Genomic DNA, 25273 nt, shown 5'->3' with positions numbered 1-25273 from the left:
ATGATATTGTAGAAATAATCGAAGGGTTATTGGATTAGTTAAAGAAAAGGCACGCTAACTTTGTTTAGTGTGTCTTTTCTTTAGATTTTTTTTTGTATAGTTGAAAGATTTGAAAAAGATGATAAAATCAAAGGAACAAACGTTCGGTTAAGGAGTGGTGAATTGCTGTCATTTAAACGATTGATAGAAGATAATTATAAACATGAAATAGAAACTCAAATAATTTTGCTATTAAAAGAAAACCCTAGAAAGTTTGGGTTAGCATATTATAATCGTTCTGATTTTAAGGAAATAGAATTAATTAATCTAGTTATCGCTAGAATTTTCATTAATGATTATAAACCGAATGAATTAGAGCTTATCATTCAAGTGAGAATGACCGGGCTAGTTACAGTTGAAGCTGACGATTGGTGGGAGCATTTTACTCCCTGGGCGAACTTGCATGCCTTCTTCAAAATAGATGAAGAGAGACATGAAATGGGGACTCTTAGTTACTCTCGGTATAAAAAGACTAATACTCCTTATCCCCTTGATGATTATCTTGTTCCAGTCATTTCTAGGGAGCAGAGGGAAGACACAGCTGAAAGACTATTAGAAATTTATTATAAAGAGGTTCTAGAAGACGAATTAGCATTGGATCCTGAAGTCCTTTGCTCTAGATTAAATCTAGAATTTTTGCCACTGCCTTGGATGAATAAAATAGTAGGATTCGCGGACAAGTCTATTTTCGAGAATCGTCTATATCAACCATAGAGAATGGTGCTGCCAAAATAATTTCCACTAGACGAGGCACAAATAGTATTCTTTCATCAAAAAAAGGCATAGTCCACAAAAAAATTAATGAAAATTTAATAAATTTAAAAGACGAATTTAGGCATTAATTACGTATTTATACATATAAGCTAAATGGAGGGATTTATTTAATTATAATCATCAAGAGCACAAATTGTTACATGCCTAATGAAAAAGTTACTTTTGATTTAGCTAATATTAAATTTGTAATTTTAGGAGGAAAAATGAAAAGATCGATTCGTAATATTAATAGCTTAGAACAAGTTCCAGAACGTTTATTTGACATAATGGTCAATAGTGACGGAGACATTGTGGCGGAGTTTAAGTTAAGTAAGAGTAAAAAGGTTGTAGTACCTTGGAATGAGATCGTCTATCAAATAGAAAGTATGAAGCGGCAACAAATTAAATAAGTAAAAGAAACTATCGTGAAATGCCCAAATTATTGGAGCTGAAGACGAAGTTATCTGTAGAGTATCAATCTATAGGTAACTTTGTCTTTTTTTTGTTTTAAAGGAGGTGAATCTTTGGTCGAAGTACGAAATAGAAATAACAAAAAGGTATGCGAAATTAACGAAACTAAAAAACAAGTCATTATCTCTAACAAAGGGTATACGACGATTATTCAGTTTACAAAGGATAACACGATAAAAGTCATTAATAAGTAAATAAATAATTCCGTAGAGCTGCTAGACAGACTGGAGACTACCAATTGGTAGTTTTTAGTTTGTCTTTTTTTGTTCTTCGGACATGTGACAGCTCTGCGGATAAAACCAAAGGAGCACACACATGAAAAAACGATTTATTACAGTAAAAACAGCAATACAGGTTAATGGTAAAACTATCCTTGTTAATCAAGAGGTCGAAGTATCAGAAGAAATCTACTTAGAAATGATGCGCGAAGAATGGCGTGAAGATAAACGAGCTCAACGTGCGTATAGAGATGTCAATCGTGTCTGGGAAAATTACAAAGATGAAAAATCTAATTGGCTCTCGGGATCACCCGACCAATTTAAAGCATTAGCGGGCACCGGTGAGCTGCTGAGCCTTTTGAAGATGGGGTTGCCGCTATCTTTAGATCGTATCTCTGAAACTACAAACTTTGAAGCGACAGCTCAGACAAATGTAGAGGAAGATGCTGAAGCTCATCTATTGTATGGGGCATTTGAAGAAGTGCTGAATGATTTTTCTGAGCGTAACAAACTGATTATGTCCCTTTTATTTATAGAAGAATTGACCGAGCGTGAAGTGGCAGATATTGTTGGTTGTTCTCAAAAGACGGTTAATAATACCAAGAAAAAATTATTACCAATTATCCAAGAAGCATTGATAGATTGGAAATAATTTTTCCTATTAGTTACTCAAGTTGATGCTGGATGTCCTAAGAGAGATGGAAGGAATAAAATCAAAGTCACCATCTTTCTTAGTGACACAGAAGAAATTTGAAAAGTCTTTCTAAAGAGTTACTCAAAACAGCGACGGATGTCCCATGAAATATGGAAGGAGGTAATCGGACTTGGACCAAACAACCAATGAAGAAATTGCTATTAGTCTTATGGCGATTTCAATAGTAACGAAGAAGCTCGCACGTCAAGTCATGTCAAATAGTAAAGGAGATAAACATGTCGAGAATGAAGTTGTACAAACAAGTGTTAGAAGATGCTCAGAATCTAAACGACAGCCTAATCGAACTTTTAAATTTTATGAATAATAATCACCCTGTTGAAGAAGTTGCTTCGGAAATACATCCTGTTTCGTTTGAAGCAATTCAGGTATTTCTAGCAGAGAAGTCAAGGCAAGGGTTTACTACCGAAATTCGGTCACTCATCCGGCAATTTGGTAGCAACAAATTAAGTGAATTAGAACCTAAGGTCTATCCCGAGTTGTGGAAAGCGGTTGAGGCGTTAGCTCATGGAGACTAAGAAACACGCCTTGCTTTCCGCCTCCAGTTCTCACAAATGGTTGAATCATGGACCGATTGCATTACTTGAAGCGATGGTTCCGGAAGAAGAATCATCAGAAGCGGCAGAACAGGGGACTGCAGCACATGCGATGGCCGAACATTTCTTAAAATTGAAGTTAAATCAAGCGTCAGTTTTAGAAGATTCGATTTATCATGACGAAGACATGGAACGCTACTGTCAGGACTATGCCAACTTTGTGGTTGAACATAAAGAATCATTAGGTGAAAACACATTGTTGTTTATCGAACAGCGATTGGACTTTTCGCCCTATGTTCCAGAAGGATTTGGTACAGGAGATGCTGTACTTATCTCAGACAAAATATTGCATCTGATTGATTTTAAGTACGGCAGATACTACGTCAATCCTGAGAACAATACTCAGCTTCTATTGTATGCCCTAGGTGCACTCAATCTCGTCGATAGCATCTACGATATCGAAGAAGTTCGTATGACCATCTACCAGCCGCGTATTGGTAATGTATCGACTTGGACGATGGATACGGGACCCATTTTAGAGTGGGCAAATGGTGAGCTGAAAGTCAAAGCCATGCAAGCTTATAAAGGTGAGGGCAATTTGGAGTATGGCGACTGGTTAGGAATGACTAAAATCAAAGCTATCTCCAAAGACCGAGCCAAGCATCATCTTGAACTGCGTAAATACCAGTTGAGAGAAGCTCATTTACTGAATGATGAGGAGATGGCCGAAGTTCTATCTCACGTTGATGATTTAGTGAGGTGGGGCAAGGATGTTAAAGAGTTCGCTCAAAAACAAGCAGTTGAAAATGATAAGCATTATCCCGGATTTAAGTTAGTCGAAGGACGATCCAGTCGTAGGTACGTGAATGTGAAATCAGTCGAACAACGAGCAGCCGAACAAGGAATACAGGATATTTACCAACACTCCTTACTACCACTCACTAAGCTTGAAAGTAAGTTAGGTAAAGAGAAATTTCATGATATATTTGGAGACCTTATTACTAAACCATTAGGGGAACCAACGTTGGTTTCTGAATCGGATGGTCGCCCAGAAATTGTTAAACATGATGTAAATGCAGATTTTAAATAGAAAAAGGAGAAAAATAATATGACAAAGATTAATCCAACAAAAGTAGTAACAGGTGAAGTTCGTTTATCTTACGCAAATGTGTGGGAACCAAGACCGGGGATGAATGGTGGCAAAGATAAGTATTCTGTGAGTTTGATTATTCCAAAATCTGATACAAAAACGATTGAAAAGATAGAAGCAGCTATGGATGCGGCCATTGAAGTGGGGATTGGTAAATTTGGTGGTAAGAAACCTAATAAAGCTGCTTTAAAGTTACCGCTTCGTGATGGAGATGTAGAACGTGATGATGCGGCATACAAAGATGCCTATTTCATTAACGCGAACTCAGTTCAAGCACCACAAATTGTTGACCAATCAGTCCAGCCAATTCTTGAACGTTCTGAAGTTTACTCAGGTATTTATGCACGTGTGTCATTAAATTTTTATGCGTATAACGTTAACGGTAATCGAGGTGTGGCAGTTGGCCTCGGTAACGTTCAGAAGCTACGTGACGGTGCACCTTTAGGTGGTCGAACTTCAGCAGTTTCAGATTTTGATGCAGTTGACGATGACTTTTTAGCCTAGGGGTAGGTAGTGCATGGAGCGTTTAAACGAAATCGCTAAGGATGCAATCCATTTAGCGGGAGCTTGGCAGGTCGGAACATGGTTAGGTCATTTAATCATCTGGCTATTTTACAAGTTCCGAGGCGATAAGTAGATGGAAACTATAGTCAATAACTTCTTCATCGGTTGGGCCTTACTTGGCTCATCCGAGTCGGAGTTGCAGCCTATGTTGATGTGAAAGTGAAGTTGAAGGAGTTGGATGAGTATGGTCATTGATAGTTTAAATATTGATATCGAGACCTTTTCTTCGGTGGACTTATCAAAAGCGGGTGTCTACAAGTACGCGCAGAGCGAGGACTTCGAGGTCCTCCTTTTCGCTTATTCTGTTAATCATGGACCTGTAGAAATAGTCGATTTGGCTCAAGGGGAGTCACTACCAGAAGAAGTGATATTAGCACTTCAAGATGACCGCGTTAAAAAGTGAGCCTTTAATGCTAACTTCGAGCGCGTATGTTTATCGAGTTATCTAGGACAATCACTTTCTCCAGAATCATGGTACTGCACGATGGTTTGGTCAGCATATTTAGGTTTACCCCTATCTTTAGAAAAGGCTGCTCAAGTATTAGGTACTGACGAGCAGAAGCAATCAGAGGGTAAAGCGCTCATCCGTTATTTTTCAGTGCCTTGTAAACCCACTCAAGCGAACGGTCAGCGCACACGAAACCTACCGAACCATGATCGCATAAAATGGCGAGCATTTAAAGAATACAACAAACAAGACGTTGAGACAGAAATGGCGATTCAAGAACGTTTATCACATTTTCCAATACCAAAAATGGAATGGGCACATTATCACTTAGACCAGCGAATCAATGACTATGGCATAGAGGTAGATCCGATACTTGTGAATCAAGCCATCAAATTCGATGAACAATTACGAGATGAAAATATGAGACGGTCGATTCAATTAACTGGCCTAGAAAATCCGAATTCTCCAACACAATTGAAAGAATGGTTAAACAACCAAGGTTTACCCATTAAGTCGCTGGCTAAAAAGGAAGTAGAGAGTGCGCTTGCTGATGCTACTGGAACAGTCAAGGAAGTCCTGGAACTACGCCAAGAACTATCGAAGTCAAGTGTTCGTAAGTACCATGCGATGGAAAATGTCATGGGGAATGACCAAAGAGCCAGAGGACTGCTTCAGTTTTATGGTGCCAATCGCACAGGCAGATATTCTGGTCGGCTCATCCAAGTTCAGAATTTAAGACGAAATAATCTAGCTAATCTTGAACTCGCGAGAAGTCTGATTAGAGAGGGTTGTTTTGAAGATTTGGAACTCGTTTATGATAGTCCCTCGGATGTTTTGTCTCAGTTAATCAGAACGGCTTTTGTTCCTAAAGATGGTCATCGATTCATTGTCTCTGATTTCTCAGCCATTGAAGCGCGAGTATTGGCATGGTTAGCGGGTGAACATTGGAGATTAAAAGCATTTGAAGCTGGGGCAGATATTTACTGTCAATCAGCATCACAAATGTTTAATGTCCCGGTTGAGAAAAATGGGGTGAATGGCCATCTCCGTCAAAAAGGGAAGATATCCGAATTGGCCTGTGGCTATCAAGGATCCGTTGGTGCTTTAAAAGCGATGGGGGCTTTAGAGATGGGACTTGAAGAAGATGAGTTAAAAGGCATTGTCGATTCCTGGCGGTTTGCTAATTCGCACATTGTTCAGTTTTGGTGGGATATGGATGCAGCTGTAAAGCATGTCGTAAAGTCACGAGAAACAGTTTACTTAAAATCACTGATTTTGTCTTATGAGAAAGGGATGCTATTTATCAAACTTCCAAGTGGTAGACGGCTTGCATATCCCAAACCCAAAATGGGACTCAATCGCTTCGGTGGAGAATCGGTTACTTATGAGGGAATTGCTCTAGGAAATAAATGGGAACGCATCGAAAGCTACGGCGGTAAGTTTGTCGAAAATGTTGTCCAGGCAATCGCTCGAGACATTCTAGCAGAAGCCATGCAACGACTCGCATCAGCAGAGTATCAAATTGTTATGCATGTCCATGATGAGGTCGTACTAGAGGTACCGATTGGTGAATCAAATATTGAAGAAGTCAATGAAATAATGAGAGAACAACCAAAGTGGGCAAACGGACTGCCTTTGGATGCGGACGGCTTTGAGTGTCTCTTTTACCAGAAAGATTAGGAGGTTTTATTGTGAATCAAAAAGAATGGGAGAACGGATCAGGTTACTATGACCCGACCGCCTATCACGCAATTAAGAATGCAAGTTATTTACCCATTGTCTACATTTGCTCACCATATTCTGGTGATGTAGAAGTGAATACTCAATTAGCTCGGCAGTATTCTCGTTTTGCCTTAGATAAAGGAACATTACCTATCGCACCGCATCTTTTATTCCCACAGTTTATGAATGACTTGGATGTGGAAGAACGTCAACATGCGATGCGCATGAATTTAATACTATTAGGACGTTGTGAAGAATTATGGGTGTTTGGTGATGAGTTATCTGAAGGGATGCGGCAAGAAATTAAACGAGCCCAGCATCGGAATATGATGATTCGCTGGTTTAATCAAGACTGCCAGGAGGTTAATAGATGATTTTATACACAACTAAGACCAGGGAGAAGGCCAATAGCTTTATCTTTCCTAATCGCATTGAAGCACATCATGAAGAAGAATTTAAGGAAGCCATGCAGTATGACCATGTGACGGCAGAGTATGAAAATAATCATCGCGCTAATGCGAATTTTATTTCGTCTAATGTCGTCGTAATGGATTTAGATAATGACCACTCCAATGATGCGTCTGATTGGATAGATATTGAGGATGTGAAACTAGTATTTGAGGGTGTGAAGATGGCTTTGGTATCGAGTCGAAATCATTGGAAACAGAAAGAAAACCAATCACCGCGACCTCGTTTCCATGTCTATTTCCCAGTTCATCCCATTCATGATGCAACCGAGTATCGTCAAATTAAAGATGCAATTCTTAACTTTTTTCCCTACTTCGATGCGAACGCAATGGACAGTGCGCGTTTAATATTTGGTGTTGAAAATCCAAACGTTCAATTCGTTAAAGGGGACCAATTTGTTACCGATATATTGGTTGATGATTTTGAAGAATGGGATGCCAGTCAGAATTTAATTCTTGAAGGTGGTCGTAATAACTTTATGAGCCAGTATGCTGGTCGAGTTTTGATTCGATTAGGCGATACCGATGAAGCACGAAAGTTATTTAATCAAAAATCGCTGTTATGTTCGCCACCATTACCCGATGAGGAATTGGATAAAATTTGGCAGTCAGCCTTAAAGTTTGGTCAACGTGTTTCTAAATCGCCAGACTATATTCCGCCAGAACAATTCAAGCCCAGTTTGACCTTAAAACCAACTGACTACTCTGATGTGGGGCAAGCGACAGTATTGGCTGAGGAATACCAAAGAAAGCTACGATATTCTCCAGCAACAGATTATTTAATTTATAACGGAAGTTACTGGGAAGAATCGAAACCGAAGTCATTAGGAGTTGCTCAAGAACTAACCTTTCGTCAGTTAGAAGAAGCTGAACAACAGATTATCGAATTTACAACGCAGCTGGAACAGAATGGCGGCCTAGCCATTATTGAAAGTGTTGGAGATAAGAAGGCCTTAGAGGTATTTAACAAACAACAGAGAATTGCCTTTCAAAATTTACAAGTAGCTAAAGTTTATCAGAAGTATGCGATTAAACGTCGTGATGATCGTGGCATTAATGCATCACTCCGTCAGGCTCAGTCAATGCTAGAAATCAATCACTCAGATTTGGATACCAATGAGTTCTTGTTAAATACACCCAGTCAGACCATTAATCTAATGACCGGTGAAGTACTTGACCATAATTCAGAGGATTTTATTACGAAACAAACGACAGTCGATTCGGGGAAAGAAAACTTAAAGATTTGGTTAGATGCCTTGGACACGTTCTTTCTGGGTGATACAGAGTTAATTGACTATGTACAACAAATCGTTGGCCTTTCAATTATTGGAAAAGTATATGTCGAAGCCTTGATTATTGCTTATGGCGATGGTCGTAACGGGAAGTCGACGTTTTGGAATACCATCTCACGTATCCTAGGAAACTATGGTGGGAATTTATCAGCGGATGTATTAACGGTCAATAACCGAAGAAATGTGAAACCAGAATTGGCAGAAGCTAAAGGCAAACGTCTACTCATCTCTGCCGAGCTTCAAGAAGGGATGCGACTGAATACCTCAATCGTTAAACAGCTTTGTTCCACCGATGAAATCTTTGCTGAGAAGAAGTACAAGTCACCATTTAGCTTTGTCCCAAGTCATACCTTAGTCCTTTACACGAATCATCTACCAAAGGTCGGTGCCATTGACCGTGGAACTTGGCGACGATTAGTCGTGATTCCATTTGAAGCAAAAATAGAAGGGCGCAGTGATGTGAAGAATTATGGCGACCATCTATACCATGAAGCGGGCGGAGCCATCTTGTCATGGATGATTGAAGGGGCGAAAAAGGTAATTGCTTCAGACTTCAAGATATCTCTTCCTCAAAAGGTACGGGATGCCATTGAGGATTATAAAGAAAGTAATGATTGGTTGGGGCAATTCCTCAATGAATGTTGTGAGTTAGATACTACGTTTATGGAGAAGTCTGGCCCTTTGTATGAAGAATATCGAGCTTTCTGTTTTAGAACAGGTGAATATGCTCGAAGTACCACTGATTTTTATGCAGCACTTTCAACTGAGGGCTTTGTTCGTCGACGTCGGAGTGATGGAAATTACATCCAAGGATTGAAGTTAAATTCAGAATTTTCTTAAAACATGATGATATCAACGATAGTGGAGGCTGTGGAACCTATATATAGGAGTTTTTCATATAGATAAAAAAATAAAACACTATATATAAGTTATATATGCAGCTTACACAGCTTCCACTAATGTTATTAAATCAACGTTTATCAATGAGGAGTTAACATGCAAAAAATAAGTGAATATAAAATTGAAGAACATTTGGTAAAAGCTGTGAAAGCACACGGCGGGTTATGTATAAAAATAAATACAACAAGCATGACGGGCTTACCCGATCGGTTACTTTTATTACCTAGAGGGAAGTTTGCTTTTGTAGAAGTGAAGAGACCTGGCATAAAACCTAGACCTATCCAAGTGAAGCGAATGAACGATTTGAAACAGTTAGGGTTTCAATGCTATGTGCTGGATAGTTTAAAACAAATAAATTTTATCATTGAGGAGGTGACAGCCAATGAAGTTTAACCCTTATCCTTATCAAGCAGCGATGATTGATTACATTGAAAGGCATGAAGTGAGTGCCTTATTCCTACAAATGGGTTTAGGGAAAACAGTGATTACCTTATCTGCAATTCACAATTTGATGTTTGATTCCTTTGAAGTTAAGAAGGTATTAATTATTGCACCGATTCGAGTCGCAAGAGACACTTGGCCAGATGAGTGTGATAAATGGGAACACCTAAAGTTACTCAATTATTCAACGGTCATTGGCAGTGCGAAAGAACGAACCCTTGCATTGAAGCAGAAAGCGGATATCTATTTTATTAACCGCGAGAATGTTGATTGGTTGGTTAATAAAACTGAGCTTCCATTTGATTTCGATATGGTTGTGATTGATGAATTGTCTAGCTTCAAATCACATACTGCGAAACGATTCAAAGCATTAGTCCAAGTTAGACCATTCATCAGACGGATGGTAGGGCTAACTGGAACCCCGTCGAGTAATGGGTTGATGGACTTATGGGCTCCTTTTAGAATTCTTGATAAAGGTGAACGTCTGGGACGATTTATTACCCATTATCGAAACACATACTTTGAACCCGATAAACGGAATGGCATGATTATCTATTCATACAAGTTACGTCTTGGTGCTGAAGAAGCTATCTATGAAAAAATTGGAGATATTACTGTTTCCATGAAAGCAGAAGACTATCTGGATATGCCAGAGCTAGTGATGAATCAAGTAGGTGTTGAACTATCTAATAAAGAACAAGCTACTTATGATCAACTCAAAAAAGATATGTTGGTGACCTTGGGAGACAAAGAAATTGATGCAGTCAATGCTGCAGTGCTCTCTGGCAAGTTACTTCAGATGGCTAGTGGTAGCGTGTATGGGGAAGAACGTGAGTCAATTCATCTTCATGATAAAAAGTTAGATGCTTTGGAAGATTTAATCGAGGGTGCGAATGGAAAACCACTCCTTCTTATTTATTGGTACAAGCATGAACTTCTCCGAATCAAGGAACGGTTCGATGTGAGAGAACTTAAAAGTAAACAGGATTTTAGAGATTGGAATAAGGGAGCAATTCCAGTGGCAGTGATTCATCCAGCCAGTGCGGGACATGGTTTGAACTTACAATCAGGTGGTTCAACGATTGTGTGGTTCACTTTAACATGGTCCTTAGAATTATACGAACAAACGAATGCGAGATTATATCGGCAAGGTCAAACCGAGAGTGTGGTCGTTCACCATATCATAGCCAAGAACACCTTGGATGAATACGTGCTTAAAGCTTTGGAAAATAAAAGCAAAGGTCAAAATGCCTTGATTGATGCGGTAAAAGCAGACATGGAGGTGAGTTAATGCAAAACCCTTACGAACGATTAGCTCATGCGATTGTATTACAAGCTGTCAAAGACTATCGAAGTGCTTGTAGACAATTGAAGAGAAATCCTAATAGTGAAGCTGCCAACCGTCATTTGATTTCTTGCGAGAAGTTTTTCTTATCCGAATGGTTCAAAGAAATCACAAATGCTGATGGTAAGTTGATTCTTAATAAATTAAATGAGGAGGTCGAAGTGTTTGATACCTAAGAAATTTTTACAACAAGCTTTTTATTTGGATCAGCGTATTAACAGTAAAATTGAACAGATTGCTACACTGAACTCCTTGGCACGAAAAGCAACGAGCACCTTATCGGATATGCCTAAAGCACCAGGACGCAATACTTCTCGGTTGGAAGACATTATCGTGAAGATTGTGATGCTTCAAGAAGAAATCAATAATGACATTGATTCTTTAGTCGATATCAAAATTCGAATTACTGAAATGATTAATGACATGGAAGATAAAGAGCAACAGATGGTTTTGGAAAAAAGGTACTTGAATTTTTCATCCTTTGAGCAGATAGCAGTCGACTTAAACTTTAGTATTCAGCATGTCTTTCGAATTCATAAACAAGCACTGTCAGAAATTGAGCCAGTCATAAAAGAGTATGAAGAAAATAAAGATGAGAGTAAATGAGAGAGAATGAGAGTAAGCCTTAGTGATATAGTTAAGGTGTAGAAAAATGTGAACATGACAGCCTTGGGAGGAAACTCTCAGGGTTCTTTTTATGGAGTGAAGTTTATGCCTAGGAAACCTAAACGTCCTTGTTCTTTTCCAAATTGTTCAGAGCTAGTGGATGGACGATTTTGTAAGGAGCATGAGCGTCAAGAGAATAAACGCTATGAAAAATATCAGCGTGACCCAGAAACTGCAAAAAGATATGGGAGAGCGTGGCGGAAGATTCGAAACAAATTTATTAGAGAGCATCCTTTGTGCCAACAATGTTTGAAAGACAGTAGACTAAAAACTGCAGAAGAAGTTCACCATATCTTACCTTTGAGACGTGGCGGAACACATGATGAAAGTAATTTGATGGCTTTGTGTAAATCATGCCACTCAAGAATTTCAGTTTTGGACGGAGATCGCTTTGGTAAAAAATAATGCGTGAGGGGTGGGGGAGGTCGAATCTCTGAAATTTTTCACCCTGGATAACGGTGTCGCCCAAACACGCACAAAAAAAGCAGTTCAAAGGGGGTATTAAAGGCGAGTCAATAAAGGAGGAAGATTATATGGCGCGAGATGGAACTAGACGCGGGGGCAGACGTCCTCGTTCAGGTGAAAAGCCTGAAGCTTTGGTTGATAAATTAGCCAAAGGAAAACCAGCTAATATTATGGACCTACCCGACTTTAGTCCCAACCCATTAAGCGCTGATGAACTGGAAGTGGACTGCAATCCTCAAGGAAAAGACATGCCAAATCCGTCCGAATATTTGTCAGCCAAACAACGTGATGGCACTGACCTTGGTGCAAGTGTAATTTATACAGAAACATGGGAGTGGCTCAAAGATAGAGGATGTGAGCGACTAGTAAATAAGCGTCTAATTGAAACCTATGCGCAAGCCATGGCCAGGTACATTCAATGCGAAGAAGCAATCTCAACATTTGGTCTTTTAGGAAAACATCCCACAACAGGTGGTGCCATTGCTAGTCCATTTGTTGGGATGAGTCAAAATTATCAAAAACAAGCAAGTCTCATCTGGTATGAGATTTTTGACATTGTTAAACAAAATTCAACAACTGCTTATGTAGGGAATCCAATGGAAGACACCATGGAGCGGTTACTGAGAAAGAAAGGGAATGGTTAAATGTTTAAGACTGCTGAGAGTGTCTGTATGGGGCATCCCGATAAATTATGTGATTATATCGCAGACTCTATTTTAGATCGTTGTCTATTATATGATCGTAATGCTCGAGTTGCTTGTGAGGTATTAGCAACCGACGGAAAAATAATTCTAGCCGGTGAAATTTCAACGAGTGAAGAAGTCAATGTATTCGATGTGGTCGAGGTAGCTCTTTGGGAGAGTGGTTATAACCCTGATGACTTTGAGGTTTACAACTTAATCAATAAGCAAAGTGCAGATATCGCATCTGCCGTTAATCAATCATTAGAAGCTAGACAAGGCGAAAAGACCTCATATAACCTACTAGGTGCTGGCGATCAAGGAACGGTTTATGGTTATGCGACAAATGAAACAAACTCATGCTTACCGTTAGCATTGGAGTTGGCGCATAAGTTATGTAAGCGACTTGATACTTTACGAGTTGATGGTGTAATTGCTGGCATTCATTCTGATGGGAAATCTCAAGTGACCCTTGAGTATGATGGGGAGCGATTATGTCATGTTCATACTATTTTGATATCTGTACAACATGATGAGGGTAAGGATATGCAACAATTGAGAAGTGAATTGATTTCAGAAGTGATTCTTCCAATTTTTGAACATTACCCAATTGATGAGGACACGACTATTTTAATCAATCCCTCTGGACGCTTTGTAACAGGTGGCCCTACAGCAGATACTGGTTTAACAGGTCGTAAGATTATGGTAGATACTTACGGTGGCTTAGCAGCTCATGGTGGCGGTGCTTTCTCAGGAAAAGATCCAAGTAAAGTAGACCGTTCTGCTGCTTATATGGCGCGTTATATTGCCAAGAATTTTGTGAAAGCAGAAATATGTTCAGAGTGTTCTGTCTCTTTATCCTATGCGATTGGTAAGGCGAGACCAGTAATGGTACAAGTTTCGTCTCACGGCACGAGTGAATATAGTGATGAAGTGCTGACGGATTTTACGCAACGATATTTTAATTTGAAACCAGGAGCAATTATTGACTTCCTAGATTTACGTAAACCTAAATACCGTAGAACAGCTCGTTATGGTCATTTTTCATCATTTATCTATTTATGGGAAAGAACCTTCGAGTCATACAAAATAAAGGAGGCCCTGGAAGAGTATGCAGATTAAAAAGAAAAAACTTACCGATTTAATTCCAGCGGACTACAATCCAAGAAAAGACCTCCAACCGGGTGATGCTGAATATGAAAAACTAAAGCGTTCTGTTGAGACATTTGGCTATGTGGAACCTATCATCTGGAATGAACAAACAGGTCGAATTGTGGGTGGCCATCAACGCTTAAAGGTAATGCAAGATTTAGGGTATCAAGAGATTGAGTGTGTGATTATTGATATCGATGAATCCCAGGAGAAAGCACTGAACGTTGCTTTGAATAAGATATCTGGTTCATGGGACGAAGATAAACTCATGAGCTTGATTACCGATTTGGAAGGCTCTGATTTTGATGTCTCTCTCACAGGGTTTGATGTGGCGGAGTTGGATGAACTCTTTAAAGACACGCTTACGGATGGCATTGAAGATGACGATTTCGATGTGGAAGAAGAACTAAAACGGCCAGCCATTTCTAAACACGGTGATATTTGGACGTTAGGTAGACATCGCTTATATGTGGGAGATTCCACGGAACAAGAGTCTTATGAACGATTGATGGAAAATAAGCAAGCAAATATAGTGGTCACAGACCCACCTTATAATGTGGACTATGAGGGAAGTGCTGGTAAGATAAAAAACGATAAAATGGAAAATCAAGCCTTTTATGAATTCTTGTTAGCTGCTTTTACCCATATGGAAAAGGTAATGACGAATGAAGCATCGATTTATGTATTTCATGCTGACACAGAAGGATTTAACTTTAGACGGGCATTTCAAGAAGCCGGGTTCTATCTATCGGGTACTTGTATTTGGAAGAAAGAATCACTCGTATTAGGACGCTCTCCATACCAATGGCAACATGAACCGATTCTCTTTGGTTGGAAGAAGAAAGGGAAACATTTATGGTATTCAGGTCGTAAAGAAACAACCATCTGGGAATACGATAAACCTAAGCGTAATTCAGACCATCCTACGATGAAGCCGATTCCTCTGTTATCTTATCCCATAATGAATTCGTCTACTTCAAATGCTATTGTTCTAGATCCTTTTGGAGGAAGTGGTTCAACTTTATTGGCCTGTGAACAAACGGATCGTATTTGTTATACGATTGAGTTGGACGAGAAATTTGCGGATGTCATTATAAAACGATATATAGAATTAATTGGTAAATCTGATGAAGTCTCTGTAGAAAGGGATGGAGTCAGCTTTTTATTTACAGAAATTGAGGAGTTGCAAGATGACTAGCCTTACTTTAGGCTCATTATTTGATGGTTCCGGTGGCTTTCCCTTAGCGGCTAAATTAGTAGGAATCAAACCAATATGGGCTTCAGAAATTGAACCATTTGCGATTCGTGTCACAACCAAACGATTACCTGAAGTTCAACATTTAGGAGACATTACGCAATTGAATGGTGCTGATATAGCACCTGTTGATATTATTTCATTTGGTAGTCCATGTCAGGACTTATCGATTGCAGGTGGTCGACAAGGACTTCAAGGGAGACAATCGAATCTATTCTATGAAGCAATACGTATCATTAAAGAAATGAGGGTAGCTACCAATGACACAAAACCAAGATATATCTTATGGGAGAATGTCTGTGGCGCATTCTCATCAAATAAAGGAGCCGACTTCCAATCCGTTTTGGATGCAGTTATCCAGGTCAAAGGATCGTATCCCACGGTGCCTATGCCTGAAAACGGAAAATGGCCCTACAGCGACTACCTTATGGGAGACGGATGGTCCATTGCTTACCGAGTTCTTGACGCTCAATACTTCGGAGTGCCCCAACGTCGTCGTAGAGTCTTCCTTGTCGCAGATTTTGATGGAGAACGTGCTAGAGACATATTATTTGAGTCCGCAAGCCTGTCAAGGAATTTTAAGACGAGCAAAGCTAAAGGGCAAGGAAATCCCCGAGGTCTTGAAACAAGCACTGGAGAAACAATCTGCTTAAATGACCAAGGTGGCCAACGGATGGATATCTATAAAGAAAAATCAGGAACATTAAAAGCAAGTGGCGGTTCACCACCTTATGTTTTTGAAAACCATAGCCAAGATAGTCGCTATCGAGGTCCTTTGAACCAAGTGCCAACTTTATCAAGAAAACTTGGGACAGGTGGCAATAATCAACCATTTGTTGTTTATGACGTTCGACAAACTTCTGAAAATACGCGCAATGCAAGACATAATATTTATCCATGTGATGTCAGTCGAACGATTGATACGTCAGGCAATCATCCGGCTCAAAATCAAGGTGGCTTAGCAATCGTTGAGGAAATATTTTCATTAAGTAAAAACTCACATTTTACTCGAGCCAGGCAAGGCATTACTGACCCCTTAGTCGCTTGTGATTATAAGGACCCGCCTGTCGTCAATCAGCCTCAAGTTAGGCGGCTTACACCGCAAGAGTGTGGAAGATTACAAGGGTTTTCGGATGGTTGGTGTGATGATTTGGAAGAAATAAATCCTAGTCCTGAAGAACTAAATTTTTGGCAACAAGTCTTTGAAACGGACAAACGAGTAAGAGGACTCAAGCGATCGAAGACAGAAAAACAAATACGGAAATGGTTAGCCAAGCCCCACACAGATTCTGTTGAGTATAAATTATGGGGCAATGGGGTAGCTTTACCCTGCGTGATATTTATCTTACAAGGAATCGTTGAAAATACTTGATATAGAAGAATTACAATTCTAATATGGGATTAACGATAAAACTTGGGGGATAACTGAATGAATAATGAAGTTTTAAGCATGGTATCCAACTCATTGACAAAATATGTCTTCACTCAACCGAATCAATCAAAGATGATAAACATTATTTTTGGTGGTACTTCGCATTTTGATTCATTAAGAGAAGAAATAGAAAGTGAACCTTACGCTTATATTCCCCTTAAATGGGCAATGACTAGTGATGATGACTTAGCTCAATTTGTTTACAGCATGTTTTACAAAAAGGCATCTCAAAATACTGAAGTGTCACTTAAAAAGCAATGGCAACAATTTGAGAACACACCAGATTACTACGCACAGGTTGTGAATTACATGTTGAATAGTGATGATTATCTTTTAGGCGACCGTTATGTCTTTGAAAATGAGAAGCCTAGAAGTCAATTTAGACCAGCTCGGACACAAGACAACATGCGAGAAGAGTTTATGGTTCGACATCAAGAGACTTTCGTTAAACAACAATACTATGCCAGAGTGTTATCCATTGGAAATTCAATGTATCGATTAGTAAATGAATAGCTCCTATGACTTGATTTATAGTCACTCTTGAGTGATATATAGTCCTGGAGGTGATTAAAATGCTAAAGGGACGTATTGCTCAATTAAAAAAGAAGTATCCAATTGGGAGTCGGATTCGTCTGATTAAAATGGATGACTTACAAGCTCCGCCTTTGGGGACGAAAGGAACCATTATTGGCGTGGATGACATAGGCTCTCTATTAGTCAACTGGGATAATGGTTCTTCACTTAATGTGATTGACCAAGTGGATGAAGTAGAGTTAATTAAAGATTGAAGCGTCTAACAGGTTGGTAAACCTTGCTATTGATGTGTTTGTACGGGAATATGGACACAGTAAAAAAAGGAGGAACCTAACCATGAAAAATATTAAAAAACTAGACGCTATCATCGAATTACTAGACTGGAGAAACCAAGGATACCCAATTGACTTTTTAAGTGCCTATATGCTTACGCAAAGGGGCAAGCTTCAGAAACTAAACTTCAACGACATATTAAGAGAAGGTTCGATTGAGGAAATTGTAGAAAGCCTTGAAGAATTTGGCATTGAGGAATTTACGATAACAGACCACTCAACCGCCTTAATGAAGAATTTATGGGAATTTAACCAAAGAGGATATGAAATTGAAGGCATGCTAGAACTTGAAACTGGAAACATGATTTATAACTACAATTCTCGAGGAGAAGTACCAGAAATTAAGAAGGCAATCCTTCTCAAGAAAGTAGAAGTTCAAAGTTAAAATCCACCTTAAAATCACAAATTACTTTATACAAAAAGGAGCGAAAGCTCTTTTTCTCGTACACCACTGACCAAGTGGTTATTTTTTTGCACAAAATTAGGGAGGTGAGAATCATTCGAAAGTTAAAGAATTATGAACCATCACAGTTTATGGCAGATGATTCTTACTACGACCAAGATAGCGCGGACTTTGCAGTTAATTTCATTGAAGCATTAACACACACTAAAGGACGCTGGGCGGGTAAACCATTCGAGTTGATTGATTGGCAAGAACAAATTATTCGTGATTTGTTTGGAATTATTAAACCAGATGGCCACCGTCAGTTTAATACCGCCTATGTTGAGATACCTAAGAAACAAGGTAAATCAGAATTAGCAGCTGCCGTTGCTTTGCTCTTAACTTGTGGTGACGGTGAAGAACGTGCTGAGGTTTATGGATGTGCAGCTGACCGACAACAAGCAATGATAGTATTTGATGTGGCAGCTGATATGGTTCGCATGTGTCCCGCCTTAAATAAGCGAGTAAAAATACTTACTTCACAGAAACGAATTATTTATCAGCCGACAAACTCATTCTATCAAGTCTTATCCGCTGAAGCGTATTCCAAACATGGTTTCAATATTCATGGAGTGGTGTTTGATGAGTTACATACGCAACCAAATCGAAAACTATTTGATGTCATGACGAAAGGATCTGGCGACGCAAGAACTCAACCACTATATTTCTTAATTACTACGGCAGGGACGGATACACAATCAATTTGTTACGAAACCCATCAAAAAGCAGAGGATATTATTGAGGGTAGGAAAACAGACCCTACATTTTATCCTGTTATCTATGGTGCTGAAAAAGAAGATGATTGGACGGATCCGGAAGTTTGGAAAAAGGCTAACCCCTCTTTAGGCATTACAGTACAGATGGATAAAGTTCATCAAGCATGTGAATCAGCAAAGCAAAACCCCGCAGAAGAAAATGCCTTCAGACAATTAAGATTAAATCAATGGGTTAAGCAAACGGTACGCTGGATGCCTATGGATGTATGGGATGCTTGTGCTTTCCCATTTGATCCTAAAGAATTAGAAGGTCGTGTCTGTTATGGCGGACTGGATTTATCTAGTACATCAGATATCACAGCCTTTGTGTTGGTGTTCCCCCCAGAAGATGAAGATGATAAATATTATATTTTGCCATACTTTTGGTTACCAGAGGAAAATCTCGACTTGAGAGTGGCTCGCGACCACGTAAATTATGACTTGTGGGAAAAGGAAGGTCACTTATTAACTACCGAAGGTAATGTCGTTCATTATGGTTTTATTGAACAGTTTATTGAAGAATTAGGGACTAAATATAATATTCGAGAAATAGCCTTTGACCGTTGGGGTGCCATTCAAATGGTTCAAAATTTAGAAGGTATGGGCTTTACAGTGGTTCCATTTGGACAAGGTTTTAAGGATATGAGTCCACCAACAAAACAACTTATGAAGATTGCTTTAGAGAAGAAATTTGCTCATGCTGGGCATCCTGTCTTACGTTGGATGATGGATAACATTTTCATCCGAACGGATCCAGCAGGGAATATTAAGCCTGATAAAGAAAAATCGACTGAGAAAATTGATGGTGTCGTAGCGACTGTTATGGCTTTAGATAGATCCTTACGTCACGGATTGAATCAAGTGGAGTCGGTTTATGATGAACGAGGGTTATTTTTAATTTAAGGGGATAGAGGTGACTAATGAATCCAATCAAACAATTATGGTCGAAGTTAATACGGAGTCCAGTAGAAAATAAGACAATACCTAGTAACCGTTTCTATTTTGGAAATAGTTCTGCAGGTAAAAATATCAATGAACGTTCTGCCATGCAGATGACAGCCGTTTATGCCTGTGTTCGGATTCTAGCTGAATCCGTCGCTAGTTTACCACTACATTTATATTCAAGTAACGAGGATGGAAATAAAGAAAAAGCCAAAGATCATACCTTATATTTTATTTTGCATGATGAGCCCAATGCCGAGATGACATCATTTATCTTTCGTGAAACCCTGATGACTCATTTGTTGTTGTGGGGAAATGCTTACGCACAGGTCATTCGTAATGGGAAAGGTGAGGTCGTCTCTATTTATCCTTTAATGCCCAATAAGATGAAAGTAAAGCGAGATAACCTGACTAAAGAAATCATCTATGAATACTATCATGAAGATGGGAAAGTAGAGTTAACTGATTTTGACGTTCTTCACATTCCTGGTTTAGGTTTTGATGGTTTGATTGGATACTCACCTATCGCAATGGCTAAGAACGCTATCGGAATGGCATTAGCAACTGAGGAGTATGGGGCGAAGTTCTTTGCGAACGGTGCTCAACCGGGTGGTGTGTTGGAACACCCTGGCATTATCAAAGACCCAGAACGAGTAAGGAATTCATGGTCGCAGTCCTTTGGCGGATCAAGTAATTCAAATAAGATTGCTGTGTTAGAAGAAGGGATGAAGTACACACCTATTTCTATCTCACCTGAACAAGCTCAATTTTTAGAAACAAGAAAATTTCAAATTAACGAAATTGCTCGAATTTTCCGAGTCCCGCCTCATATGGTTGGTGATTTGGAGAAGTCGAGCTTTTCTAATATTGAACAACAATCGTTGGAGTTTGTTAAATACACCTTAGACCCTTGGGTACTTCGCTGGGAACAAGCAATGAATCGAGCCTTAATTTCCAAGAAAGATAAACCATCCTATTTTATTAGCTTTAATGTGGATGGCTTACTCCGAGGAGATTACGAAAGCCGTATGAATGGGTATGCTACTGCCAGACAAAATGGCTGGATGTCAGCAAACGATATACGAACACTAGAAAATCTAGATTTAATTTCAAAAGAAGATGGTGGGGACTTATATCTAGTGAATGGGAATATGTTGCCTTTAGAAAAAGCAGGCACATTTTATCAAAGTAAGGAGAGTGAAGTAGACCGTGAATCGTAAGAGATTTTGGAACTGGAAAGAACCAGATGAAAAGGAACCAAGGACGCTGTATTTGAACGGGACGATTGCGGAAGAATCATGGTTTGAAGATGATGTGACTCCGGAGTTGTTTCGCGAGGAATTATACGCGGATGAAGGAGATATCGTTGTTTGGATTAACTCACCAGGGGGCGATGTGATTGCTGGGGCACAGATTTACAACATGCTATTAGATTATCCCGGGCATGTCACGATTAAGATAGACGGCATTGCGGCCTCAGCAGCTTCGGTTATCGCGATGGCTGGAGATTTATTATTTATGAGTCCTGTTTCCATGATGATGATTCATAACCCGATGACGGTTGCGATTGGTGATCATGTTGAAATGGAAAAAGCCATCGATATGTTGGCTTCTTTTAAGGATTCAATTATCAATGCTTATGAGAAAAAGACTGGTTTATCACGAGATGAACTCTCACTGTTAATGGATGCTGAAACTTGGATGGATGTGGGTAAAGCGATGGAGTTAGGCTTTTGTGATTCTGTGCTTCAAACAGCATCTGATTATGTTTATAACGAATCAAAACCAACAATGTTGTTTTCAAGAAAAGCAGTGACCAATTCCCTTTTAATTAAAGTGAAAGAAAGTCATGCTGTTTCTGCCAATGAGTTAGTCAGTCGCTTAGATACTATCAAAAACCAATGGAGGTAATTAATATGATGCAAAAATTAATTGAACAACGTAGTGAAGCTTGGAATCGAGCAAAGGCATTTGTAGAAAGTCACCGAGATGAAAAAGGATTAATGTCTGATGAAGACCACCAAACATATGCTCAAATGGAATTGGAAATTGAAAATTATACTCGTGAAATTAAACGAATGGAGCGTGAGAAACAAATGGATCAATCGTTAGCACAACCAACTTCGAAACCATTAACTTCTATGCCAGGAAATGTCAATGAATCAGAAAAAAGAGGTCGAGCTCGAAATGAGTATAAAGAAGCTATGTTAAATGCTTTTCGTTCTAACTTCCGAAATGTTTCCAATGTCTTACAAGAAGGAATTGATACACAAGGTGGTTATTTAGTTCCAGAAGAATATGACGAGCGACTAATTCAAGGGTTAGAAGAAGAAAATATCCTACGTAAGCTAGGCACAGTTATTCAGACTTCTGGGGAACATAAGATTAACATTGCTGGAACTAAGCCAGCAGCTGCTTGGATTGAAGAAGGAGAAGCATTAACGTTTGGTGATACTACTTTTGACCAAGTGGTATTAGATGCGCATAAATTACATGTTGCCATCAAAGTGACAGAAGAATTACTTTATGATAATGCCTTTAATTTAGAAAATCATCTCATGGATCAATTCTCTAAAGCTTTAGCAAATGCGGAAGAAGATGCTTTCTTAAATGGGGACGGTAATAATAAACCGTTAGGAATCTTTGCGACATCAGGAGGTGGTGAAGTGGGTGTAACAACTACCAGTGAGAAAATCACCTCGGATGAAATTCTAAACCTCGTTTATGCCTTAAAACGTCCTTACCGTAAGAACGCAGTATTTATCTTAAATGATGCGACCTTAGCATTAGTCCGTAAATTAAAGGATAACAATGGTGCTTATATTTGGCAACAATCATACCAACAAGGAGAACCAGATCGCTTGCTAGGTTATCCAGTTTATACCTCAGCCTTTGCACCAGAAGTGACTAAAGGAGATCCTGCTATTGCATTTGGAGATTTTTCTTACTATAACATTGGCGACCGTGGTATTCGTTCATTCCAAGAGTTGAAAGAGTTGTTTGCTGGTAATGGCATGGTTGGATTTGTTGCGAAAGAACGTGTGGACGGTAAATTGGTGCTACCAGAAGCCGTACAAATTCTTAAAATTGGTGGGGCGGCTTAATGCTGTCCTTGGAAGAAGTCAAGAGCTATTTGCGGGTAGATGGTGACCATGAAAATGGATTGATTGAGAACTTAATGGATTCAGCAACTCTCCTATGTTTGGATGTGGCCCGATGTGAAACGAGTGAACAACTTGTAGCTTACCCACATGCTAAACTAGCCTTGTTGTATACCATCGCTTACTTCTATGAGCACCGGGAAGAAGCTGACCATCGTGAATTAACCTTGACTTTACGTGCTCTTTTATTTGGGATTCGTCAGGAGGGGTTCTGATGAAAATATCTAACTTGAATGCACGGATTGAAATTCAAGCATCCCATTCTACTCGAGATGAGATAGGTAATTGGAAGGAAGAGTGGGAAACGTTTCATACTTGCTTTGCCTTCGTTGATTCTCGCGGTCAATCAGGGGGAGAAGTTGCTGTAGCTGGATTGGTAGTTGACCATAGCGACTTAATATTTACCATTCGTTATACACCTGTCCTAAAAGACATGACAACCAATGCTCATCGTATCCTATTCCAAAGTGATTTATATGATATTAAACGAGTGGACTTTATGAATTATAAAAATGAAACGTTAAAGCTGTACGCAAAGAAGGTGGAACGATGAAGAAAATAGCCATTGATCAGTTAGTGAATGAAATCATGGTTGGCTTGGAAGAATATGCTGAAGTAGCAACCGAGTCAGTGAAGGAAGCTGTAAAGAAATCTGGCCAAACGGTTCGTAAGGAAATTAGAGCTAACGGGCCGAAAGATACAAAAGCCTATCAAAAATCATGGTCAGTTAAAAAGGAACGGGAAACCTCAACACAACTTCATTTAATCGTTCATTCTAGAAACAGGTATCAGCTCGCTCATTTATTGGAACATGGACATGCCAAACGTGGGGGTGGTCGAGTGAAAGGTCAACCACATATTTTACCCGCTCAAGAAGTAGGGATGAGACAACTTGAGTCAGATATTGAGAAAGAATTGAAAGGGTGAGTAAATGAAACATATGATTCAATTGTTAAAAGAGATTGGCTTACCCTATGCTTATGACCATTTTAGTGAGGGAAATGCTCCTGAACCACCATTTATTTGTTATCTCTATCCTCAATCCGACAACTTCTCGGCAGATGGTGTTGCTTACCTAAAGAAAAATCAAGTGAGTCTTGAACTTTATACGGATCAAAAAGCTGTCACGTTGGAACAACAAGTAGAAGCTATTCTGGATAAAAATCATATCTTTTATAACAAGTCAGAAGTCTATATTGACTCAGAAAAAATGTATGAGGTTCTTTATCAATTTACCTTGGAGGTTGATTATGAAAAATAAGGTCAAATATAACATATCAAATGTTCATTATGCTCTCATCACGACAACGGATGAGGGCTTTAATTTTGGAGTTCCTGTTCCTATGCCCGGGGCAGTATCCATTTCTTTGGATCCAAATGGGGAACCTGAGGCCTTTTATGCGGATGGAATTGAGTATTATACCATCTCAAATAATATGGGATACGATGGTGACTTAGAAATTGCTTTAATTCCTGATTCGTTTAGAACAGATATCTTAAAAGAAACGGTCGATGCCAATAATGTCTTGATTGAAAATGCTAATTCAGAAACGTCCAACTTTGCAATTCTGTTTGAGTTTGATGGTGATAAACATAAAATTCGTCATGTTATGTATAATTGTTCCGCCGCTCGACCAAGTTTAGCAGGTCAAACAAATGAAGAGAGTCGGGAAGTCCAGCCTGAAACCCTATCCCTATCTTCTCGCCCACTACCAAATGGGTTGGTCAAAGCTCGGACAGGAAATGACACAAATACAGAAGCATATAGCGCTTGGTATAGTCAAGTCTATTTACCTGTTGAAGAAGTGGGGGGACCGTAATGGCCATTCAAAAGAAAATTACAATTGATGGGCAAGAAGTAGCTTTTAAAGCGTCAGCAGCCATTCCTCGAATTTATCGTCTGAAGTATGGACGAGATATATTTAAGGACCTATCCAAGTTAGAGATGGGTGTTAAAGAAAATAATGAGGGGCAATCCACATTAGATATTGAATCCTTAGAATTATTTGAAAATATCGCCTTTGTAATGGCCAAACATGCTGATCCGAGTATTTGTGAGGACACGTCAGAGTGGTTGGAACAATTTAATACCTTTTCGATTTATCAAGTGCTTCCTCAGCTAATTGAGTTATGGGGACTTAATGTGAAAAGTGAATCTGAACAGCGAAAAAAGTACAAGCCACCGAAAGGGAAATGAGCACCCCGCTCTTTATCCTAAGGGCAATACAGCTCGGACTAACAATGGCTGATTTAGATTATTTGTCAATTGGGTTAGTGAATGATTTATTTATCGAAAATACTAATGATGAGTACCCTTACCAACAAATTGCAACACAAGAAGATTTTGACAAGTTTTAGTATTTGACTTATATTAAATAAACACAATAAATGGTATTATT

The 25273-nt window shown here is 39.2% G+C and carries 31 protein-coding genes and 1 pseudogene; all 32 read left to right on the top strand.

Annotated elements, in window-relative coordinates; translation table 11 throughout:
• Positions 1-162: 162 nt before the first annotated feature.
• The 32 genes and pseudogenes from NRE15_RS04395 (at position 163) to NRE15_RS04240 (ending at position 25071) form a co-directional block, all read left to right on the top strand.
• A complete protein-coding gene (locus NRE15_RS04395; RefSeq protein WP_313794388.1) occupies positions 163-753 on the top strand; it encodes a hypothetical protein in 591 nt (196 codons plus the stop codon).
• Positions 754-1016: 263 nt separating this feature from the next.
• Positions 1017-1202, top strand: a complete 186-nt coding sequence (locus NRE15_RS04390; RefSeq protein ID WP_313794387.1) for a hypothetical protein — start codon at positions 1017-1019, stop codon at positions 1200-1202.
• A gap of 114 nt (positions 1203-1316) precedes the next feature.
• Complete coding sequence (locus tag NRE15_RS04385; protein WP_313794386.1) at positions 1317-1457, top strand: hypothetical protein; 141 nt, start codon at positions 1317-1319, stop codon at positions 1455-1457.
• Between the two features lie 121 nt (positions 1458-1578).
• Positions 1579-2133: a sigma-70 family RNA polymerase sigma factor gene (locus tag NRE15_RS04380; protein ID WP_313794385.1), complete on the top strand. Its 555-nt coding sequence runs from the start codon at positions 1579-1581 to the stop codon at positions 2131-2133.
• 278 nt (positions 2134-2411) lie between these two features.
• Positions 2412-2711: a hypothetical protein gene (locus NRE15_RS04375; protein ID WP_313794384.1), complete on the top strand. Its 300-nt coding sequence runs from the start codon at positions 2412-2414 to the stop codon at positions 2709-2711.
• Positions 2701-3819 carry a DUF2800 domain-containing protein gene (locus tag NRE15_RS04370; protein ID WP_313794383.1) on the top strand — a complete coding sequence of 373 codons (1119 nt, stop codon included), beginning with the start codon at positions 2701-2703 and terminating at the stop codon, positions 3817-3819. The genes NRE15_RS04375 and NRE15_RS04370 overlap by 11 nt, the downstream gene beginning before the upstream one ends.
• A gap of 18 nt (positions 3820-3837) precedes the next feature.
• Positions 3838-4383 carry a DUF2815 family protein gene (locus NRE15_RS04365; protein ID WP_313794382.1) on the top strand — a complete coding sequence of 182 codons (546 nt, stop codon included), beginning with the start codon at positions 3838-3840 and terminating at the stop codon, positions 4381-4383.
• A 244-nt stretch (positions 4384-4627) separates the two neighbouring features.
• Positions 4628-6571 (top strand): annotated as a pseudogene (locus NRE15_RS04360) (DNA polymerase).
• A gap of 11 nt (positions 6572-6582) precedes the next feature.
• Positions 6583-6987, top strand: a complete 405-nt coding sequence (locus tag NRE15_RS04355; RefSeq protein ID WP_313794381.1) for a DUF7768 domain-containing protein — start codon at positions 6583-6585, stop codon at positions 6985-6987.
• The gene (locus tag NRE15_RS04350; RefSeq protein ID WP_028119460.1) at positions 6984-9212 is read left to right on the top strand and encodes a phage/plasmid primase, P4 family; all 2229 of its coding nucleotides are present in this window, start codon (positions 6984-6986) and stop codon (positions 9210-9212) included. Before NRE15_RS04355 ends, NRE15_RS04350 begins: the two co-directional genes overlap by 4 nt.
• Before the next feature lie 156 nt (positions 9213-9368).
• The gene (locus NRE15_RS04345; protein WP_211230835.1) at positions 9369-9665 is read left to right on the top strand and encodes a PDDEXK family nuclease; all 297 of its coding nucleotides are present in this window, start codon (positions 9369-9371) and stop codon (positions 9663-9665) included.
• The gene (locus NRE15_RS04340) at positions 9655-11004 is read left to right on the top strand and encodes a DEAD/DEAH box helicase (protein ID WP_313794380.1); all 1350 of its coding nucleotides are present in this window, start codon (positions 9655-9657) and stop codon (positions 11002-11004) included. The genes NRE15_RS04345 and NRE15_RS04340 overlap by 11 nt, the downstream gene beginning before the upstream one ends.
• The gene (locus tag NRE15_RS04335) at positions 11004-11234 is read left to right on the top strand and encodes a hypothetical protein (protein ID WP_028119457.1); all 231 of its coding nucleotides are present in this window, start codon (positions 11004-11006) and stop codon (positions 11232-11234) included. Before NRE15_RS04340 ends, NRE15_RS04335 begins: the two co-directional genes overlap by 1 nt.
• Positions 11224-11664, top strand: a complete 441-nt coding sequence (locus NRE15_RS04330) for a DUF1492 domain-containing protein (RefSeq protein WP_028119456.1) — start codon at positions 11224-11226, stop codon at positions 11662-11664. The genes NRE15_RS04335 and NRE15_RS04330 overlap by 11 nt, the downstream gene beginning before the upstream one ends.
• Positions 11665-11718: 54 nt before the next feature.
• Positions 11719-12129: an HNH endonuclease gene (locus tag NRE15_RS04325; protein ID WP_449267333.1), complete on the top strand. Its 411-nt coding sequence runs from the start codon at positions 11719-11721 to the stop codon at positions 12127-12129.
• A gap of 128 nt (positions 12130-12257) precedes the next feature.
• Positions 12258-12833, top strand: coding sequence for a P27 family phage terminase small subunit (locus NRE15_RS04320; protein ID WP_028119454.1), 576 nt, complete (start codon positions 12258-12260; stop codon positions 12831-12833).
• Positions 12834-13991: a methionine adenosyltransferase gene (gene metK / locus NRE15_RS04315; protein WP_313794379.1), complete on the top strand. Its 1158-nt coding sequence runs from the start codon at positions 12834-12836 to the stop codon at positions 13989-13991. It abuts the gene before it with no gap.
• On the top strand, positions 13981-15219 hold the full coding sequence (locus tag NRE15_RS04310; RefSeq protein ID WP_028119452.1) for a site-specific DNA-methyltransferase: 1239 nt from the start codon (positions 13981-13983) through the stop codon (positions 15217-15219). Before metK ends, NRE15_RS04310 begins: the two co-directional genes overlap by 11 nt.
• Entirely contained in the window at positions 15212-16648 is a 1437-nt protein-coding gene (locus NRE15_RS04305; RefSeq protein ID WP_313794378.1) for a DNA cytosine methyltransferase, read from the top strand. Before NRE15_RS04310 ends, NRE15_RS04305 begins: the two co-directional genes overlap by 8 nt.
• A gap of 57 nt (positions 16649-16705) precedes the next feature.
• Complete coding sequence (locus NRE15_RS04300) at positions 16706-17221, top strand: hypothetical protein (RefSeq protein ID WP_028119623.1); 516 nt, start codon at positions 16706-16708, stop codon at positions 17219-17221.
• Positions 17222-17280: 59 nt separating this feature from the next.
• Positions 17281-17496, top strand: a complete 216-nt coding sequence (locus NRE15_RS04295; protein WP_028119624.1) for a DUF4314 domain-containing protein — start codon at positions 17281-17283, stop codon at positions 17494-17496.
• An 82-nt stretch (positions 17497-17578) separates the two neighbouring features.
• The gene (locus NRE15_RS04290; RefSeq protein ID WP_313794377.1) at positions 17579-17959 is read left to right on the top strand and encodes a DUF7698 family protein; all 381 of its coding nucleotides are present in this window, start codon (positions 17579-17581) and stop codon (positions 17957-17959) included.
• A gap of 149 nt (positions 17960-18108) precedes the next feature.
• A complete protein-coding gene (locus NRE15_RS04285; protein WP_449267332.1) occupies positions 18109-19674 on the top strand; it encodes a terminase large subunit in 1566 nt (521 codons plus the stop codon).
• A gap of 17 nt (positions 19675-19691) precedes the next feature.
• The gene (locus NRE15_RS04280; RefSeq protein WP_313794376.1) at positions 19692-20933 is read left to right on the top strand and encodes a phage portal protein; all 1242 of its coding nucleotides are present in this window, start codon (positions 19692-19694) and stop codon (positions 20931-20933) included.
• Entirely contained in the window at positions 20923-21624 is a 702-nt protein-coding gene (locus tag NRE15_RS04275) for a head maturation protease, ClpP-related (protein ID WP_313794375.1), read from the top strand. Before NRE15_RS04280 ends, NRE15_RS04275 begins: the two co-directional genes overlap by 11 nt.
• A 5-nt stretch (positions 21625-21629) precedes the next feature.
• A complete protein-coding gene (locus NRE15_RS04270) occupies positions 21630-22817 on the top strand; it encodes a phage major capsid protein (RefSeq protein ID WP_390887181.1) in 1188 nt (395 codons plus the stop codon).
• Positions 22817-23089, top strand: coding sequence for a head-tail connector protein (locus NRE15_RS04265; RefSeq protein ID WP_313794374.1), 273 nt, complete (start codon positions 22817-22819; stop codon positions 23087-23089). The genes NRE15_RS04270 and NRE15_RS04265 overlap by 1 nt, the downstream gene beginning before the upstream one ends.
• Positions 23089-23427, top strand: a complete 339-nt coding sequence (locus tag NRE15_RS04260; RefSeq protein WP_313794373.1) for a phage head closure protein — start codon at positions 23089-23091, stop codon at positions 23425-23427. Before NRE15_RS04265 ends, NRE15_RS04260 begins: the two co-directional genes overlap by 1 nt.
• Positions 23424-23801 (top strand): HK97 gp10 family phage protein, encoded by a 378-nt coding sequence (locus tag NRE15_RS04255; RefSeq protein ID WP_313794372.1) that lies wholly within the window; start codon positions 23424-23426, stop codon positions 23799-23801. Before NRE15_RS04260 ends, NRE15_RS04255 begins: the two co-directional genes overlap by 4 nt.
• A gap of 4 nt (positions 23802-23805) precedes the next feature.
• Complete coding sequence (locus tag NRE15_RS04250) at positions 23806-24135, top strand: hypothetical protein (RefSeq protein WP_313794371.1); 330 nt, start codon at positions 23806-23808, stop codon at positions 24133-24135.
• A complete protein-coding gene (locus NRE15_RS04245) occupies positions 24125-24694 on the top strand; it encodes a major tail protein (RefSeq protein WP_313794370.1) in 570 nt (189 codons plus the stop codon). Before NRE15_RS04250 ends, NRE15_RS04245 begins: the two co-directional genes overlap by 11 nt.
• Entirely contained in the window at positions 24694-25071 is a 378-nt protein-coding gene (locus tag NRE15_RS04240; protein WP_313794369.1) for a hypothetical protein, read from the top strand. The genes NRE15_RS04245 and NRE15_RS04240 overlap by 1 nt, the downstream gene beginning before the upstream one ends.
• The last annotated feature ends 202 nt before the right edge of the window (positions 25072-25273 follow it).

Origin of the sequence: Fundicoccus culcitae (assembly GCF_024661895.1) — a bacterium.
GTDB classification, from domain to species: Bacteria; Bacillota; Bacilli; order Lactobacillales; family Aerococcaceae; genus Fundicoccus_A; species Fundicoccus_A culcitae.
This window is presented reverse-complemented; position numbering and strand designations above follow the sequence as displayed.

Coding starts and splice junctions, on each gene's coding strand:
- NRE15_RS04390 (WP_313794387.1), top strand. CDS start 1,017: ATGAAAAGATCGATTCGTAATATTAATAGCTTAGAACAAGTTCCAGAA.
- NRE15_RS04300 (WP_028119623.1), top strand. CDS start 16,706: ATGAATAATGAAGTTTTAAGCATGGTATCCAACTCATTGACAAAATAT.
- NRE15_RS04320 (WP_028119454.1), top strand. CDS start 12,258: ATGGCGCGAGATGGAACTAGACGCGGGGGCAGACGTCCTCGTTCAGGT.
- NRE15_RS04270 (WP_390887181.1), top strand. CDS start 21,630: ATGATGCAAAAATTAATTGAACAACGTAGTGAAGCTTGGAATCGAGCA.
- NRE15_RS04245 (WP_313794370.1), top strand. CDS start 24,125: ATGAAAAATAAGGTCAAATATAACATATCAAATGTTCATTATGCTCTC.
- NRE15_RS04255 (WP_313794372.1), top strand. CDS start 23,424: ATGAAGAAAATAGCCATTGATCAGTTAGTGAATGAAATCATGGTTGGC.
- metK (WP_313794379.1), top strand. CDS start 12,834: ATGTTTAAGACTGCTGAGAGTGTCTGTATGGGGCATCCCGATAAATTA.
- NRE15_RS04305 (WP_313794378.1), top strand. CDS start 15,212: ATGACTAGCCTTACTTTAGGCTCATTATTTGATGGTTCCGGTGGCTTT.
- NRE15_RS04265 (WP_313794374.1), top strand. CDS start 22,817: ATGCTGTCCTTGGAAGAAGTCAAGAGCTATTTGCGGGTAGATGGTGAC.
- NRE15_RS04375 (WP_313794384.1), top strand. CDS start 2,412: ATGTCGAGAATGAAGTTGTACAAACAAGTGTTAGAAGATGCTCAGAAT.
- NRE15_RS04285 (WP_449267332.1), top strand. CDS start 18,109: ATGGCAGATGATTCTTACTACGACCAAGATAGCGCGGACTTTGCAGTT.
- NRE15_RS04340 (WP_313794380.1), top strand. CDS start 9,655: ATGAAGTTTAACCCTTATCCTTATCAAGCAGCGATGATTGATTACATT.
- NRE15_RS04335 (WP_028119457.1), top strand. CDS start 11,004: ATGCAAAACCCTTACGAACGATTAGCTCATGCGATTGTATTACAAGCT.
- NRE15_RS04295 (WP_028119624.1), top strand. CDS start 17,281: ATGCTAAAGGGACGTATTGCTCAATTAAAAAAGAAGTATCCAATTGGG.
- NRE15_RS04345 (WP_211230835.1), top strand. CDS start 9,369: ATGCAAAAAATAAGTGAATATAAAATTGAAGAACATTTGGTAAAAGCT.
- NRE15_RS04290 (WP_313794377.1), top strand. CDS start 17,579: ATGAAAAATATTAAAAAACTAGACGCTATCATCGAATTACTAGACTGG.
- NRE15_RS04380 (WP_313794385.1), top strand. CDS start 1,579: ATGAAAAAACGATTTATTACAGTAAAAACAGCAATACAGGTTAATGGT.
- NRE15_RS04310 (WP_028119452.1), top strand. CDS start 13,981: ATGCAGATTAAAAAGAAAAAACTTACCGATTTAATTCCAGCGGACTAC.
- NRE15_RS04240 (WP_313794369.1), top strand. CDS start 24,694: ATGGCCATTCAAAAGAAAATTACAATTGATGGGCAAGAAGTAGCTTTT.
- NRE15_RS04280 (WP_313794376.1), top strand. CDS start 19,692: ATGAATCCAATCAAACAATTATGGTCGAAGTTAATACGGAGTCCAGTA.
- NRE15_RS04325 (WP_449267333.1), top strand. CDS start 11,719: ATGACAGCCTTGGGAGGAAACTCTCAGGGTTCTTTTTATGGAGTGAAG.
- NRE15_RS04370 (WP_313794383.1), top strand. CDS start 2,701: ATGGAGACTAAGAAACACGCCTTGCTTTCCGCCTCCAGTTCTCACAAA.
- NRE15_RS04365 (WP_313794382.1), top strand. CDS start 3,838: ATGACAAAGATTAATCCAACAAAAGTAGTAACAGGTGAAGTTCGTTTA.
- NRE15_RS04350 (WP_028119460.1), top strand. CDS start 6,984: ATGATTTTATACACAACTAAGACCAGGGAGAAGGCCAATAGCTTTATC.
- NRE15_RS04250 (WP_313794371.1), top strand. CDS start 23,806: ATGAAACATATGATTCAATTGTTAAAAGAGATTGGCTTACCCTATGCT.
- NRE15_RS04260 (WP_313794373.1), top strand. CDS start 23,089: ATGAAAATATCTAACTTGAATGCACGGATTGAAATTCAAGCATCCCAT.